The sequence below is a fragment of the Paracoccus shanxieyensis genome, from assembly GCF_009711265.1.
In the GTDB taxonomy this organism is placed as follows: Bacteria; Pseudomonadota; Alphaproteobacteria; order Rhodobacterales; family Rhodobacteraceae; genus Paracoccus; species Paracoccus shanxieyensis.
The window spans coordinates 98196-113327 of record NZ_WMII01000014.1 but is presented as its reverse complement, the minus strand read 5'-3'; the positions used below and the strand labels follow the sequence as shown (position 1 = coordinate 113327).

The window sequence follows — 15132 nt, the reverse complement described above, 5'->3', positions numbered from 1 at the left end:
TGCCAACAAAAAGAAAGGGGGGAGGTTGTGGCGGATTGGCTGAATGAGAAGGTTCCGATTGCCCGGAAAAACGCCGCAGAAGTCGTGTTCGAGGATCTGCGCGGCTCGATCCTTTCCGGTCAGGTTCCCGTCGGCAGCCGCCTACCCTCGGAAGAAAAACTGGCGCGCACCTATGGCGTCAGCCGCCCCATCATCCGCGAGGCGATGCGGTCCCTGCAGACGCTTGGCCTGACGCGCAGCCGCAGCGGGTCGGGCAGTTTCGTGATTTCGGATCAGCAGCGCAGCGAACTGGCCTATGGTGACATCTCGGCCCGCGATCTGGACGAGGCGCGCCCGCATATCGAGATCCCGGCGGCGGGCTGGGCGGCGCTGCGCCGCGACAGCGCGCAGGTTCAGGCGCTGCTGGCGCTGTGCGACCAGATGGAGGCGCATGTCGAATCGCTGAAATGGGTGCAGATGGACAGCGATTTTCACACGCTGATCGCCACCGCGTCGCAGAATGCGCTGTTCGCGCGCATCGTGTCGGAATCGCGCGACGCCATGATGCAGCAATCCGAACTGGTGAACCTGCTGGCCCATCGACGCCACGCCTCGAACGAGGAACATCGCAAGATCGCCGAAGCCATCGCGGCGGGATCCGAGCCTGACGCGCGGGCAGCCATGGCCGATCATCTGGATCTGGTGAAAAAGGCCATGGCGCGGATCACGCGGGCCTAGCGCAGCAGGCCGCGCAGCTCTGCCTGAATGCGCTGAAGCTGCGCAAGAAACCGCGACGGCAGTGCCGCCGCCTCGGCATGGCTGGCGGCCAGACCCACGTTCAGCGCCGCCACCACCCTGCCCCGCGCGTTCAGCAAGGGCACGGCGATCGACCGCAGGCCCAGCTCGACCTCTTGGTCGATCACCGCATAGCCGTGGGCGCGGACGCGCGACAATTCGTCGGCCAGCGCCTGCGGGTCGGTCAGCGTGTGCGGCGTGCGCGCGGGATAGGGGCCCAGCCCCAGCAGCGCCAGCACCTCGGCATCGGACAAGGCCGCCAGCATCACCCGCCCCATCGAGGTGCAGTATGCAGGCAGGCGCGACCCCGGCATCAGCGCGATCGACATCACCCGCTGCTGCGCCGCGCGGGCGACATAAACGATTTCCGGCCCGTCAAGGATCGACACGGACGAGCTTTCGCCGATCTGATCGGACAGCGCATCCAGCGACGGCTGCACGATCTGCGGCAGGGGCATGGTGGCAAGGCAGGACGTGCCCAGCCGCAGAATGCGCGGCGTCAGCGTGAAGAACTTGCCGTCGTAATCGGCATATCCCCCCTGCGCCAGCGTCAGCAGGCAGCGCCGCGCGGTGGCGCGGTCCAGCCCCGAGGCCAGCGCCACCTCGGCGATGGATTGACGCGGACGTTCGGCGGTGAAGGTCTCGATGACGCGCAGCCCTTTCGCAAGGCCCCCCATCGTGTCGCGGTCGCTGATGCTCATGCGGTCCGTTTGTGCGATATGTGAACAAAAGCACTATATCGCACAAATCGGCTGTATAACAGCCCGCATCGGCCTATACCCAGCCCGACGAAACCAATCTTGCAGGAGGGGCGGAATGGACAAGACGCTTCCCGATCTGGCTACAGCGGTGGCGGGGATCGAAGACGGAATGACGGTGATGATCGGCGGCTTCGGCGGCTCGGGCGGACCGATGGAACTGATCCACGCCTTGATCGACCGCTATCTGGCGACGGGCCACCCCAAGAACCTGACGGTGGTGAACAACAATGCGGGCAATGGCCATGTGGGTCTTGCGGCGCTGATCGAACAGGGCATGGTCGCCAAGCTGATCTGTTCCTTCCCGCGTTCCGCCGATCCGCGCGTCTTCACCGAAGCCTATCAGGCCGGCAAGATCGAGCTTGAGCTGGTGCCGCAGGGCACGCTGGCCGAACGCATCCGCGCAGGCGGCGCGGGCATCCCGGCCTTTTACACCCCCACCAGCTATGGCACCGATCTGGCGAATGGCAAGAAGGTCGAGGAATTCGACGGCCGCCCCTATGTGCAGGAACGCTGGCTGAAAGCCGATTACGCGCTGGTCAAAGCCGATCGCGGCGACCGGCTGGGCAACCTGACTTATCGCATGGCTGCGCGCAATTTCGGCCCCGTCATGTGCACGGCGGCGGCCACGACCATTGTGCAGGTCTCGGCCGTGGTCGAACCCGGCAGCATCGACCCGGAAGCCGTGGTGACGCCCGGCATCTTCGTGCAGGGCATCGTCGAGGTGGCGAACCCCGCGCAGGAAGAACAGCTGAACCGCGCCAATGCCCGTTATCCGGAGGCTGCAGAATGAGCAAACTGACCTCGACCCAGATCGCGTGGCGCGCGGCGCAGGACATCACCGACGGTGCCTATGTGAACCTTGGCATCGGCTTTCCCGAGATGGTGGCGCAGTTCCAGCCCCCCGGTCGTCAGGCGATCTTTCACACCGAGAACGGCATTCTTGGCTTTGGCGAGGCTCCGGCCCCCGGAACCGAGGACTGGGACCTGATCAACGCGGGCAAGAAGGCCGTGACGATCAAGCCGGGCACGGCGTTCTTCCACCACGCCGACAGCTTCGCGATGGTGCGCGGCGGGCATCTGGATGTGGCTATTCTGGGCGCCTATCAGGTGGCGCAGAACGGCGATCTGGCGAACTGGTCCACCGGCCCCAAGGGTGTTCCCGCCGTAGGCGGTGCGATGGATCTGGTGCATGGCGCGAAACGTGTGGCCGTCATCACCGATCACGTCACCAAGGACGGCAAGCCCAAGCTGCTGGAAGCCTGCACCCTGCCGCTGACCGGCGTGGGCTGCGTGACGCGCGTCTATACCTCGCTTGCGGTGGTCGATATCCAGGACGGCCATTTCGTGCTGCGTGAAAAACTGCCCAGCCTGTCCCTGGACGAGCTGCAATCCATGACCGGCGCCACCCTGCATCTGGATGGCGACGTGGCTGACCTCATCGTGCCGGAGCTGTAAGATGACCGAGGTTTTCATCTGCGATTATATCCGCACCCCCATCGGTCGCTTTGGCGGCAGTCTGGCCTCGGTCCGGGCCGACGATCTGGGCGCGGTGCCGCTGCGCGCGTTGATGGCGCGCAATCAGGGCGTCGACTGGCAGGCCGTCGATGATGTGGTCTTTGGCTGCGCCAATCAGGCCGGCGAGGACAACCGCAACGTCGCCCGCATGTCGCTGCTGCTGGCGGGTCTGCCGCTGGAGGTGCCGGGCACCACGATCAACCGGCTCTGCGGATCGGGCATGGATGCGGTGCTGGTCGCCGCGCGTCAGATCATGGCCGGTCAGGCCGATCTGATGATCGCGGGCGGGGTCGAGTCGATGTCGCGCGCGCCCTTCGTCATGCCCAAGGCCGAAAGCGCCTATTCGCGCGCGGCCGAGATCCACGACACCACCATCGGCTGGCGTTTCGTGAACCCGGCCATGGCCAAGGCTTACGGCGTCGACTCGATGCCGCAGACCGGCCAGAACGTCGCCGACGACTATGGCATCTCGCGCGAGGCGCAGGATGCCATGGCGCTGGCCTCGCAGGCCAAGGCGGCCGCGGCGCAGGCAAACGGGCGCCTGGCGCGCGAGATCACCCCGGTCAGCGTGCCGCAGCGCAAGGGCGATCCGCTGGTCGTGGACCGTGACGAACACCCCCGCGCCACCACCCCCGAGGCGCTGGCCAAGCTGCGCCCGCTATTCGATGGCGGCAGCGTCACCGCAGGCAATGCCTCGGGCGTCAATGACGGTGCCGCGGCGCTGATCCTTGCCACCGCCGAAGCCGCGAAAAAGCACGGCCTGACCCCCATCGCCCGCGTTCTGGGCGGCGCGACGGCGGGCGTGCCGCCGCGCATCATGGGCATCGGCCCCGCGCCTGCCAGCCAGAAACTGCTGGCGCGGCTGGGTCTGACGCAGGCCGATTTCGACGTGATCGAGCTGAACGAGGCCTTTGCCGCCCAAGGGGTCGCCACGCTGCGCGAACTGGGCATCGCGGATGACGACCCGCGGGTGAACCCGAATGGCGGCGCCATCGCGCTGGGGCATCCCTTGGGCATGTCGGGCGCGCGCATTGCGGGCACGGCGGCGCTGGAACTGGCGCTGAATGGCGGCAAACGTTCGCTTTCAACGATGTGCATCGGCGTCGGGCAAGGAATTGCCATCGCGCTGGAGCGTGCGTAATCCGGACATTATAAGGATATTTTAATATCTTGAATGAATAATCTGGAAAAATTCCAAGCCCGCGCCAACACCTTGGCGCGGGCATCTTGCATTTCTCCTTGACGATTCCGCGTCGCAAGGACTAAGCGCCGGATCTGTCAAACAGCATTGCAGCATTGCATATGGTGGAGCTTGGCCCGGGCGGGCCGGATCGCCACCGGACGGGACGGAGAACCCATGTCACATCACAACACCCCTGCCGAGGGTCAGGTCTTCGCCAAGGAAGATGCGGGCTTTCACAAGGCGCTGAAGCCGCGCCAGATCCAGATGATCGCCATTGGCGGCGCCATCGGCACGGGGCTGTTTCTGGGCGCGGGTGGGCGTCTGGCCGCCGCCGGTCCGGCGCTGGTGCTGGTCTATGCGCTGTGCGGCTTTTTCGGGTTTCTGGTGCTGCGCGCGCTGGGTGAGCTGATCATGCACCGGCCCAGCTCAGGCTCGTTCGTCAGCTATGCCCGCGAATTCTATGGCGAAAAACTGGCCTTCGCGGCAGGCTGGATGTATTGGATCAACTGGGCGATGACCTCGGTTGCCGATGTGACGGCGGTGGCGCTGTATATGAATTTCTTCAAGGCCTATGTGCCGTGGCTGGCGGGGATCGACCAATGGGTGTTCGCCCTTGTGGCGCTGGTCGTGGTGCTGGCGATGAACATGCTGTCGGTCAAGGTCTTCGGTGAGCTGGAATTCTGGTTCAGCCTGATCAAGGTCGCGGCGCTGGTGGGCTTTCTGCTGATCGGCATCTGGTTCGTCGTGACCGGCACCCCGGTCGGCGGCCATACCCCCGGCCTGCAGCTGATTGCCGATAGCGGCGGCTGGTTCCCGAATGGCCTGCTGCCTGCGCTGGTCATCATTCAGGGCGTGATCTTCGCCTATGCCTCGATCGAGCTGATCGGCACGGCGGCGGGCGAAACCCGCGACCCGCGCGAGGTGATGCCGCGCGCCATCCGCACGGTGGTTCTGCGGCTGGTGGTGTTCTATGTCGGTTCCGTGCTTCTGCTGTCGCTTCTGCTGCCATATACCGCCTATAAAGCAGATGAGAGCCCGTTCGTGACCTTCTTCGGCGCAGTGGGCATCGAGGGGGCGGATGTGATCATGAACCTTGTGGTGCTGACGGCGGTGCTGTCTTCGCTGAATGCGGGGCTGTATTCGACGGGCCGCATCCTGCATTCCATGGCCGTCTCTGGCTCGGCCCCGGCGGCGCTGGCGCGGATGAACAGCGCGGGCGTGCCTTACATGGGCATCGCGGTCACCGCGGTCGTGACCGTCCTGGGCGTGGTGCTGAACGCCTATATGCCCGCAGATGCGTTCGAGATTGCCATCAACGTCGCCGCGCTGGGTCTGATCTTTGCATGGGCCACCATCGTGCTGTGCCAGTTGAAGCTGTGGAGCCTGTCGCGCAAGGGCGTCATCGCCCGCCCCGATTTCCGCATGTTCGGCGCGCCCTTTACCGGCATCGCCACGCTGGCCTTCCTTCTGGGGGTCGTGGTGCTGATGGCCTTTGACTATCCCATCGGCACCTATACCGTCGCCTCGCTGCTGGTGATCGTACCCGCGCTGGTGATCGGCTGGTATCTGGCGCGCGACCGCATCGCCGCCATCGCCCGCGCCAATCAAGCGGGGGCTTCGTGAACGCCAAGGTGACACCTCCTCTGGTCGCAGTCATCGCGACCGGAGGCACGATTGCCAGCCGCAAGGACGCCACGGGTGCGGCCCGGCCCGCCTTGACCGGGCAGGATCTGCTGGATCTGCTGCCGCCGATGGATGTGCAGCTGCGCGCGGTCGAGCTGCTGGCCAAGGACAGTTCCAGCCTGACCTTGGCCGATATGCAGACGATCAGCGATGCGGTGGCGGTGCAGCTTGCCGATCCCGCGGTCGCGGGTGTGGTGGTTCTGCACGGCACCGACGCGATGGAGGAAACCGCGCTGCTGGTCGAATTGCAGCATGGCGGCGGGCGGGCCGTGGTGTTCACCGGCGCGCAGTTTTCCGCAGACAGCGCCATGCCCGACGGTCCGGCCAATCTGGCGGATGCTATCCGCACCGCGCTGGACGTGCCCGGCGTGCGACTGGCCTTCGGAGCCCGGGCGCTGCCGGTCTGCGGGATTTACAAGGCGGCCTCGGACAAGGCCGATGCCTTTCGTCTGGTCGTGCCCGCGCCGCCTGCCCTGCCGCGTTTGCCCCAGGCTTTGACACGGCAGCGCGTCGATATCGTCGCGCTGCATCCGGGCGCGGATGATGTGCATTTCCGGGCCAGCATGGCCGCGGGCGCAGACGGCATCGTGCTGGCGGCGCTGGGATCGGGCAATGCTTCGGCGGCCATCGTGGCAGCGGTGGCCGAAGCCCGTGCGGCAGACATTGCGGTCATCACCTCAAGCCGCGTGCCCGAGGGTGTGCTGACACCCACCTATGGCGGTGGCGGCGGCGGGCATGATCTGGTGGCGGCGGGCGCGGTCCATTCGCGCGTCCTGCGCCCCGGACAGGCGCGGATCCTGCTGGCGGCGCTGCTGGCGAACAAGGCGGATGCCCGGCAGATCGCACAGGCGTTTTCATAAGCCCGCATGATGCGGGCCATTGTGTCCGCCGTGGGATTGCAGCAGTAAGGCGGCCTGCTGTTCGCGTATCATCCTGCCCTGTCATGAACCCTGTCTCGCCCTGGACGCTGCGTGCGTTGCAACTTTTCGCGGCGGCCGCGATCTCGCTGGTGCTTGCCGTCCGGCTGGGGCTGCAAAACCCGTTCTGGGCCGCGATCCCGGTCTGGGTGGTGGCCCAGCCGCATCGTCAGGATCTGCTGCTGCGTGCGGTCATGCGGATCGCAGGCACGGCGCTTGGCGCCGCCATCGGCTGGGCCGGGCTGATCTGGCTGCCCGATGAGGCCAGCCGCATGGCCTTGCTGATAGGCTCGGCCGGGATCGGGGCGGCTTTGGCCTATTGGATCGGCACGGGCTACAGTTATGGGGTGGTGCTGGCGGCGATTACCGTGGCCGTCGTCATCGTGCCTTCGATGGATCACCCGGTCGATGCGACGCATCTGGCGCTGGACCGCATCTGGTGCACGCTGATCGGCGTCATTTCGGTCACGGTCATCACCTTCGCCTTCACGCCGCGCCGCACGGATCCGATGCCGCCCAGAACCCGCGCCGGTGCCGTGACGGTGCTGCGTCACGGCCTGATCGCGGCGGGCTGTGCGCTGGCGGGGGCGCTATGGGTCAAGACCGTGGGCGGCCCGCCCGGCATGGCCGGAGCGATGTCGCTGAGCATCTTTTCGGTGCTGGCCTGTTCGACCCGCATGCCGACGCCGATGATGCGCAATCTGGTGCCGGGGACGCTGATCGGCGTGCTGGCCGCAGTCGCCTATCGTGCGCTGGATCTGGCCCTGCCCGATCCGTCGGGCAGTGTGCTGTTGCTGGCGCTGCCTTTCCTTGCCGCCGGGTCGGTCCTGCGCACCCATCCGCGCACGGCGGCCTTGGGACTGGATACCAACATGGTCTTTCTGCTGGCCGCCGAGGCCGGGACGCAGGGCCATCTGCTGCAGACCCATGTTCTGGCGGCGCTGTCGCTTCTGGGATCGGCCATCGCCTTCACGGCGGTGTTTCGCAGGTTCGGCCACATGCCATGACGATGCGCCATGATGATGGTCAGGCGCGGCCCAGAGACCGCGCCCGCCGGCGTTACAGCAGGAAGTCGCTGGCGACATAGCTGTTGGCATTGCTGGCACCGTCATTGATCCTGACGGTCATCTCGATTGCCGCATCGGCGTCGATGTTGACCCGCAGCCATGTCTCGGCGCCCGAATTCACCACCCATGCCGTGCCCATGCCGCCCGCCACCGTGCCGGTGAAGGTCAGCACGCCGCCATAGACATTGGTCAGGTCGATCCGGTCCTCGGTCACGGGGCCGGGTTGCAGGCCTGCGCCCTGAAAATCGGTGATCAGATCGAACCCCGTGCCCGGCGCGGAGTCGGTGACGTTGTTGAAGACGAAGATATCCTCGCCCACGCCGCCGGTCAGCGTATCGGACCCGGAAAGCCCGATCAGCGTATCATTGCCGGTATTGCCCGCAAGCCTGTCCGTACCTGCCCCGCCCTGCACCACATCGCTGCCATCGCCACCCGACAGAACGTCATTGCCCAGCTCTCCGGACAGGAAATCATTGCCAGCGCCGCCGTTCACCACATCATTGCCGCCGCCGGTATAGAAGCTGTTGGCCGCGGCCGTGCCCAGAACGGTGTCATTGCCGTTGCCGGTGATGCCGTTTTCAAAGCCGGTGAAGCTTTCGCCTGCGAAATTCGTGGCGCCTGTGGCCAGATTGACCAGATAATTGCCGTTAAAGGTGCGGGTGTTCAGCCAGTCGGTGCCGCTGCCGCCCACCAGCGTCTCGGCCGAGCCGAGCCCGGCATAGATATAGTCGTTTTCGGTGCCGCCATCATAATAGCCCGCGCCCGACGACCGGATCGTATCGTCGCCCGCAGCGCCATAGACGCTGTCCGTGCCGCCGCCGCCCAGCAGGCTGTCAGCGCCGAGATCGCCATACAGATAATCGTCGCCGGTCCCGCCATCGACGGTATCGTTGCCCGCCCCGGCATAGATGACATTCGCGCCCGTGGTTCCGGTCAGGCTGTCATTGCCCGACCCGCTGACAAGGTTTTCAAAATCGATGAAGTCCTCGCCCGCATAATTGGTCGCGCCGGTCGCAAGGTTCACGACATAATCGCCGTTGAAGCTGGTGGTGTTCAGCCAGTCGATCCCCGTGCCGCCGCGCAGCGATTCCGGCGTGCCCAGACCGGCATAGACATAGTCGTTCCCGCCATCGCCATGGTAATAGCCGCTGCCGCCCGAGGTGATGGTGTCATTGCCGTCGCCGCCAAGCAGCGTGTCGCTGCCGCCCGCGCCGGTCAGAACATCGTTGCCCGCGCCGCCATAGATATAATTCGCAACGCCGGTGCCGCTCAGCGTGTCATTGCCGTCGCCGCTGATCAGGTTCTCGAATTCAAGGAAGCTTTCGCCGGCGAAATTGGTGGCCCCGGTGGCAAGATCGACGCGGTAATCGCCGTTGAAGGTCGTGGTATATAGCCAGTCGTTGCCCGCGCCGCCGCGCAGCGTCTCGGCCACGCCGATCCCGGCATAGACATAGTCGTTATCCGCGCCCGCGTCGTAATACCCACCCCCGCTGGAGCGGATCGTGTCCGAGCCCGACGCGCCATAGACGGTATCGCTGCCGCCGCCGCCGGTGATGTAGTCGTTGCCGTCCATCCCGTGCAGGTAATCGTTGCCGGTTCCGCCATCCAGCCAGTCGTCGCCGTCATAGCCATAGATGGTGTCGTTGCCGTCCTGCCCATAGGCGGTATCGTTGCCGCCAAGGGCATAGATGATGTCGTTCCCCGCCAGCCCGTAATAATATTCAGATGTGTTGTTGCCGATCAGGGTATCGTTTCCGTTTGTTCCGGTAGGCATGTCAACTCTCCCCCTGCTTCTCGGTAAAATACCGATGAAAAATGCAGAGTCGCAGCCTAGTCACCATGGCGTGAATCGGCTGTGAAACGGGCTGTGGCAGAGTGGGCGCGATGCCGGGCTACAGCCCGAACACCTGCGCAATCGGCTCGGATGCGGCCAGACGGCGGATCCACTCTGCCTCAAGCTGCATCTTGGCCTCGGCGGGTTCGATCAGGCGCTGCATCTGCGCAGGCGTCAGCGCGGCCAGCCCGTCATCATCGCCGATCAGCAGATCGCCGGGCGATACGGCGCAGCCGCCGATGGTGACAGGCAGATTGACCTGATCGCCGCTGGCCCCGACAGGGCCGCGCGGATTGACATGGCGGGCATAGATCGACAGCCCGGCCATGCCGACCAGATTGCCGGTGTCGCGCACCGCGCCGTCGCAGACGATCCCCGCCGCGCCGATGCGGTGCAGATGCCCGCCCAGCACATCGCCGATCATGGCCCAGCCGGATTCGCCCGCAGCGTCGATGACCAGAACCTGACCCGGCTGGATCACCGCAATGGCCCGCAGCACCGCGCCGAAATCCGGCGGCGTGCAGCGCGCCGTCACCGCCTGCCCGAACAGCACATGCTGCAAGCCTGCGGGCCGCAGCGGACGGATGGCGATGTCGATCTGAGATTCAGGCGCCAGATCGACCACCACCGGCACCGGAATGCGGCGCCAGCGTTCCAGCAAACCGTCCATGTCGTTCCCCCCTTAAAGACCGCGCGCGATGACCATGCGCTGCACCTCGCTGGTGCCTTCGTAAATCTGGCAGATGCGGATGTCGCGGTAAATCCGCTCGACCGGGTAATCGGCCAGATAGCCATAGCCGCCATGGATCTGGATCGCGTCAGAGGCCACTTTCTCGGCGATTTCCGAAGCGAACAGCTTGGCCATGCTGGCTTCGGTCAGGCAGGGCTTGCCCGCATCGCGCAGCATGGCGGCGCGCCAGACCAGAAGCCGCGCGGCGTCGATCTGCGTCGCCATGTCGGCCAGCTTGAAGGCCACCGCCTGATGTTCGGTCAGGGGCTTGCCAAAGGCCAGCCGGTCGCGGGCATAGGCCAGCGCGGCTTCATGGGCGGCGCGCGCCATGCCGACGGCCTGGGCTGCGATGCCGATGCGCCCGCCTTCCAGATTGGCCAGCGCGATGCGGTAGCCCTCGCCCTCGGTGCCCAGCAGGTTTTCCGCCGGGACGCGCATTTCGGCAAAGGCCAGCGCGCAGGTGTCCGAGGCGTGCAGCCCCAGCTTGTCCTCGGTGCGCACCACCTGATAGCCGGGCGTGTCCGTCGGCACGATGAAGGCCGAGATGCCCTTTTTGCCCGCATCGGGATCGGTCACGGCAAAGACGATGATGACATCGCCGTTTTTGCCCGAGGTGATGAACTGCTTGGCGCCGTCGATGACATAGTGATCGCCGTCGCGCCGCGCCCGCGTCTTCAGGTTCGACGCATCCGAACCCGCCTGCGGCTCGGTCAGGGCAAACCCGCCGATCCAGTCGCCCGCGGCCATTTTCGGCAGGAACCGCGCCTTTTGCGCGTCCGAGCCAAAGCGCAGGATCGGCACGCAGCCGACCGAGCTGTGCACCGACATGATGGTCGAACAGGCCCCGTCGGCTGCGGCGATTTCCTCGATGGCCAGCGCATAGGCCAGCATCCCGGTGTCGGACCCGCCATGGGCTTCGGGGACCAGCATCCCCAGAAAGCCAAGCGCCCCCATCTCGGCCAGTTCGGCGCGCGGAAAGCTGTGGTCGCGGTCGCGGGCCGCCGCGCCGGGGGCAAGGCGGCCCTGCGCGAAATCGCGCGCGGCATCGCGGATCTGTTGCTGTTCGCCCGTCAGCATCAGGACAGCCTTTCGATCAGCATGGCCGTCGCTTCGCCGCCGCCGATGCACAGGCTGGCGACACCGCGCCGCAGCCCATGCGCCTCAAGCGCGGCCAGCAGCGTGACCAGCACCCGCGCGCCGGATGCGCCGATGGGATGACCCAGCGCGCAGGCGCCGCCATGCAGGTTCACGATGTCATGGGACAGCCCCAGATCGTGCATCGCGGCCATGGCGACGACGGCAAAGGCCTCGTTGATCTCGTAAAGGTCGATATCGTCCCGAGCCATGCCGGTGCGGTCCATCAGCTTGCGGATCGCCCCGATGGGGGCGGTCGGAAACAGGCCGGGACTGTCCGCATGGGTCGCATGGCCAAGGATGCGGGCGCGGGGCGTCAGGCCGCGCCGCTCGGCTTCGGATTGGCGCATCAGCACTAGCGCCGCCGCCCCGTCCGAGATCGAGGAGCTGTTCGCCGCCGTCACCGTGCCGCCGTCGCGAAAGGCCGGGCGCAGCGTCGGGATCTTGTCCGGACGCGCCTTTCCGGGCTGTTCATCCACCGAAACCACGCCGGCCTTGACCGCCACCGGGGCGATTTCGGCCACGAAAAGCCCTTCGGCAATCGCGCGTTGCGCCCGTGCCAGCGAGGTCAGGGCATAGCCATCCTGCGCCTCGCGCGTGAATTGATAGGACTGGGCGCAGTCTTCGGCGAAACTGCCCATCAGACGGCCCTTGTCATAGGCGTCCTCAAGCCCGTCAAGGAACATGTGGTCGATGACCTGACCATGCCCCATGCGATAGCCGCCGCGCGCCTTCGGCAGCAGATATGGCGCGTTCGACATGCTTTCCATCCCGCCCGCGACCACCACATCGGCGGATCCGGCAAGGATCAGGTCATGGCCCAGCATCGCGGCCTTCATCCCCGAGCCGCACATCTTGTTGACGGTCGTGGCCCCCGCCGCCAGTGGCAGCCCCGCCGCCAGTGCCGCCTGCCGCGCCGGGGCCTGTCCCTGACCGGCGGGCAGAACGCAGCCCATGATGATTTCCTGCACCGCGTCGGGGTCCAGCCCGGCCAGGGCCTTGCCGATGGCGGTGGCGCCAAGCGTCGCGGCCTCGACGCCCGCCAGATCGCCCTGAAAGCCGCCCATGGGCGTGCGGGCTGCGCCGGTGATGACGATGGGATCCATGAGGGGGTTCATCTCCGTTCCTTATTTCGGAGCCATGCGCAGCGCGCCGTCCAGCCGGATGACCTCGCCGTTGAGCATGGGGTTTTCGACGATATGGCGTACCAGCGCCGCAAATTCCGCGGGATCGCCAAGGCGCGGCGGAAATGGCACGGTGGCGCCCAGACTTTCCTGCACCTCGGGCGGCAGCCCCGCCATCATCGGCGTGGCGAAAATGCCGGGGGCGATGGTCATGACACGGATGCCGTGGCGGGCCAGTTCGCGCGCGGCGGGCAGCGTCAGCGCGGCGACCCCACCCTTCGAGGCCGCATAGGCCGCTTGCCCGATCTGCCCGTCATAGGCCGCGATCGAGGCCGTGTTGACAATCACCCCCCGCGCCGGGCCGTCGTTGCGGGTCATGGCCTCGGCGGCAAGGCGCAGCATGTTGAAGCTGCCGATCAGGTTGATCTGGACGGCGCGGGCGAAGCTTTCCAGATCATGCGGCCCGTCGCGGCCGACGATGCGTTCGCCCGGAGCGACGCCCGCGCAGTTCACCGCCACGTCGATGCGGCCAAAAGCCTGCAGCGTGGCGCGGATCGCGGCCTGACCCTCGGCGGCGCTGGTGACATCGGTGCGGATGAAGCATGCGCCCAGTTCGTCGGCCACCGCCTGCCCGGCTTCGGCATTGATGTCCAGAATGGCTGCCTGCGCGCCCGCCTTAACCGCCATCCGCGCCACCGCAGCCCCTAGGCCGGACCCGCCGCCCGTGATCAGAAAGACGCTATCCCTTGGCTGCATCACGCATCCCCTGTTTCTCGATTTCCGCTTTACGCAGCAGGAAACGCTGAATTTTTCCGCTGGGTGTCTTGGGCAGCTCCGCGACGAACTCGACCAGTCGCGGATAGGCATGGGCCGACAGCCGCGCCTTCACATGCGCGCGCAATTCCTCGGCCAGTGCCTCGGACGGCGGGGCATCGCCCAGAACGACGAAAGCCTTGACCAGTTCGGTCCGCTCGGGGTCGGGCACGCCGATGACGGCGGCCTCGATCACGGCCGGATGTTCGATCAGCGCGCTTTCGACATCGAACGGCCCGATCCGATAGCCCGATGAGGTGATGACATCATCCGACCGCCCGATGAAGCTGACCGAGCCATCCGCCGCAAGCTCGACGCTGTCGCCGGTGCGGTAATAGCGGCCCGACAGCCGTGGCTGCCCGGAATAGCCGGTAAACCACATCAGGGGCGATTGCTGCAGATCGATCGCCAGCACGCCGGGCGCGCCGGGCGGCAATTCGCGGTCATCGTCCGACAGCACCGCCACGCGATAGCCGGGCATCGGCACGCCGGACGATCCGGGGCGCACCGGATGGGCCAGACCGTGGTGATTGTTGACGCACATGCCCATCTCGGTCTGGCCGTAATGGTCATGGATCGGCGCGGACAGGTGCTGGGCGAACCAGCGCGCGATTTCCGGGTTCAACGGCTCACCGGCCGAGCTGACCGCGCGCAATTGCCCCTTCAGCGGCGCCGCAGCCTCGGCCCCTGCCGCGATCAGCAGGCGGAACGCGGTGGGCGATCCGGCAAGGTTGGTCACGCCCAGCCGCCGGATCAGGCCAAAGGTCGAGTCCGCGGTAAATCCGCCCTCGTACAGCGTGGTGGCGGCGCCGATGAGCAGCGGCCCGCAGATCGCGTAATACAGCCCGTAAGCCCAGCCGGGATCGGCGATGTTCCAGAACACATCCCCCTGCCGCAGGTCCACCGCCTCGCGCATATAGGCCTCGAACGCGGGCAAGGCGCGCAGTGGCACGGGCACGCCCTTGGGAAAGCCCGTCGTGCCGGATGTGGCCATCATCATGAACAGATCATCGCCCCGCCGCAGGACCGGCGCGAAATCCGCCGAGGCCGCCGCCAGTCCGGCGCGAAAGTCGATATCCTGTGCCGGGATCGGCTGATCCCCGGTTCTGACCAAGGCGATCTGCGGGCAATCCTCGACCGTATCCAGCTTGGCGCGATTGGCGGGGTCGGTGACGACCAGCCTAGCCCCGCTTGTCTGCAGGCGATGCGCGATGGCCTTGGGGCCGAAGGCAGTGAACAGCGGCTGATAGACCGCGCCCAGCCGCCATGTCCCAAGGATCAGCGCCACCAGATCGACGGTGCGCGGCATCAGCCCCGCCACGACATCGCCGGGCTGAATGCCCTTGTCGCTCAGCAGGTTTGCCGCGCGGGCCGACAGGTCGCGCAGATCCCGAAAGCCGTATTCCGTCAGGCTGCCATCCGCAGCGATGCAGCGCAGGGCCGGCCGGTCGTTCTGGCAATGGCGGTCACAGCACTCGATACAGGCATTGATGCCGGTTTCCATGTCGCCCGACAGCCGCGCCGTGGCGTCGTCGATCCGAAACGCCTGATAGGCCGGGCCGTAGCCGGGCAGGTCGCATTCGCCCATGTCGTTCCT

At 66.3% G+C, this 15132-nt stretch carries 14 protein-coding genes; 7 read left to right on the top strand and 7 right to left on the bottom strand.

Annotation, left to right across the window (positions count from 1 at the left end; all coding sequences use genetic code 11):
• Positions 1-27 precede the first annotated feature (27 nt).
• Complete coding sequence (locus GL284_RS15005; RefSeq protein ID WP_341870393.1) at positions 28-717, top strand: FadR/GntR family transcriptional regulator; 690 nt, start codon at positions 28-30, stop codon at positions 715-717.
• On the opposite strand, the gene GL284_RS15000 is transcribed toward GL284_RS15005, so the two are convergent.
• On the bottom strand, positions 714-1475 hold the full coding sequence (locus tag GL284_RS15000; protein WP_155045449.1) for an IclR family transcriptional regulator domain-containing protein: 762 nt from the start codon (positions 1473-1475) through the stop codon (positions 714-716). The genes GL284_RS15005 and GL284_RS15000 overlap by 4 nt on opposite strands.
• A 115-nt stretch (positions 1476-1590) precedes the next feature.
• On the opposite strand from GL284_RS15000, the gene GL284_RS14995 reads away from it, so the two are divergent.
• The 6 genes from GL284_RS14995 to GL284_RS14970 all read left to right on the top strand — a co-directional run bounded on the left by GL284_RS14995 (position 1591) and on the right by GL284_RS14970 (position 7840).
• On the top strand, positions 1591-2325 hold the full coding sequence (locus tag GL284_RS14995) for a 3-oxoacid CoA-transferase subunit A (protein WP_155045448.1): 735 nt from the start codon (positions 1591-1593) through the stop codon (positions 2323-2325).
• The gene (locus GL284_RS14990; protein ID WP_155045447.1) at positions 2322-2990 is read left to right on the top strand and encodes a 3-oxoacid CoA-transferase subunit B; all 669 of its coding nucleotides are present in this window, start codon (positions 2322-2324) and stop codon (positions 2988-2990) included. Before GL284_RS14995 ends, GL284_RS14990 begins: the two co-directional genes overlap by 4 nt.
• Before the next feature lies 1 nt (position 2991).
• On the top strand, positions 2992-4191 hold the full coding sequence (gene pcaF / locus GL284_RS14985; protein WP_155045446.1) for a 3-oxoadipyl-CoA thiolase: 1200 nt from the start codon (positions 2992-2994) through the stop codon (positions 4189-4191).
• Positions 4192-4407: 216 nt separating this feature from the next.
• The gene (locus GL284_RS14980; protein WP_155045445.1) at positions 4408-5856 is read left to right on the top strand and encodes an amino acid permease; all 1449 of its coding nucleotides are present in this window, start codon (positions 4408-4410) and stop codon (positions 5854-5856) included.
• Positions 5853-6776: an asparaginase domain-containing protein gene (locus GL284_RS14975; protein WP_341870536.1), complete on the top strand. Its 924-nt coding sequence runs from the start codon at positions 5853-5855 to the stop codon at positions 6774-6776. Before GL284_RS14980 ends, GL284_RS14975 begins: the two co-directional genes overlap by 4 nt.
• Before the next feature lie 83 nt (positions 6777-6859).
• On the top strand, positions 6860-7840 hold the full coding sequence (locus tag GL284_RS14970) for an FUSC family protein (RefSeq protein ID WP_155045443.1): 981 nt from the start codon (positions 6860-6862) through the stop codon (positions 7838-7840).
• 52 nt (positions 7841-7892) lie between these two features.
• Here GL284_RS14970 and GL284_RS14965 read toward each other — a convergent pair whose 3' ends face one another.
• From GL284_RS14965 to GL284_RS14940, 6 genes are all read right to left on the bottom strand, one after another.
• The gene (locus GL284_RS14965) at positions 7893-9674 is read right to left on the bottom strand and encodes a calcium-binding protein (protein WP_155045442.1); all 1782 of its coding nucleotides are present in this window, start codon (positions 9672-9674) and stop codon (positions 7893-7895) included.
• 118 nt (positions 9675-9792) lie between these two features.
• Entirely contained in the window at positions 9793-10404 is a 612-nt protein-coding gene (locus tag GL284_RS14960) for an RraA family protein (protein WP_155045441.1), read from the bottom strand.
• Positions 10405-10416: 12 nt separating this feature from the next.
• Positions 10417-11541 (bottom strand): acyl-CoA dehydrogenase family protein, encoded by a 1125-nt coding sequence (locus tag GL284_RS14955; RefSeq protein WP_425274244.1) that lies wholly within the window; start codon positions 11539-11541, stop codon positions 10417-10419.
• A complete protein-coding gene (locus GL284_RS14950) occupies positions 11541-12716 on the bottom strand; it encodes an acetyl-CoA C-acyltransferase (protein ID WP_279639284.1) in 1176 nt (391 codons plus the stop codon). The genes GL284_RS14955 and GL284_RS14950 overlap by 1 nt, the downstream gene beginning before the upstream one ends.
• A gap of 9 nt (positions 12717-12725) precedes the next feature.
• Entirely contained in the window at positions 12726-13478 is a 753-nt protein-coding gene (locus GL284_RS14945) for an SDR family NAD(P)-dependent oxidoreductase (RefSeq protein ID WP_155045440.1), read from the bottom strand.
• On the bottom strand, positions 13462-15123 hold the full coding sequence (locus GL284_RS14940) for an AMP-binding protein (RefSeq protein ID WP_155045439.1): 1662 nt from the start codon (positions 15121-15123) through the stop codon (positions 13462-13464). Before GL284_RS14940 ends, GL284_RS14945 begins: the two co-directional genes overlap by 17 nt.
• Positions 15124-15132: the final 9 nt, after the last annotated feature.

Excerpts from the sequence above, each read along its gene's own strand:
- GL284_RS15000 (WP_155045449.1), bottom strand. The coding sequence starts at position 1,475 with ATGAGCATCAGCGACCGCGACACGATGGGGGGCCTTGCGAAAGGGCTG.
- GL284_RS14995 (WP_155045448.1), top strand. The coding sequence starts at position 1,591 with ATGGACAAGACGCTTCCCGATCTGGCTACAGCGGTGGCGGGGATCGAA.
- GL284_RS14990 (WP_155045447.1), top strand. The coding sequence starts at position 2,322 with ATGAGCAAACTGACCTCGACCCAGATCGCGTGGCGCGCGGCGCAGGAC.
- pcaF (WP_155045446.1), top strand. The coding sequence starts at position 2,992 with ATGACCGAGGTTTTCATCTGCGATTATATCCGCACCCCCATCGGTCGC.
- GL284_RS14980 (WP_155045445.1), top strand. The coding sequence starts at position 4,408 with ATGTCACATCACAACACCCCTGCCGAGGGTCAGGTCTTCGCCAAGGAA.
- GL284_RS14970 (WP_155045443.1), top strand. The coding sequence starts at position 6,860 with ATGAACCCTGTCTCGCCCTGGACGCTGCGTGCGTTGCAACTTTTCGCG.
- GL284_RS14965 (WP_155045442.1), bottom strand. The coding sequence starts at position 9,674 with ATGCCTACCGGAACAAACGGAAACGATACCCTGATCGGCAACAACACA.
- GL284_RS14960 (WP_155045441.1), bottom strand. The coding sequence starts at position 10,404 with ATGGACGGTTTGCTGGAACGCTGGCGCCGCATTCCGGTGCCGGTGGTG.
- GL284_RS14955 (WP_425274244.1), bottom strand. The coding sequence starts at position 11,541 with ATGCTGACGGGCGAACAGCAACAGATCCGCGATGCCGCGCGCGATTTC.
- GL284_RS14950 (WP_279639284.1), bottom strand. The coding sequence starts at position 12,716 with ATGAACCCCCTCATGGATCCCATCGTCATCACCGGCGCAGCCCGCACG.
- GL284_RS14945 (WP_155045440.1), bottom strand. The coding sequence starts at position 13,478 with ATGCAGCCAAGGGATAGCGTCTTTCTGATCACGGGCGGCGGGTCCGGC.
- GL284_RS14940 (WP_155045439.1), bottom strand. The coding sequence starts at position 15,123 with ATGGGCGAATGCGACCTGCCCGGCTACGGCCCGGCCTATCAGGCGTTT.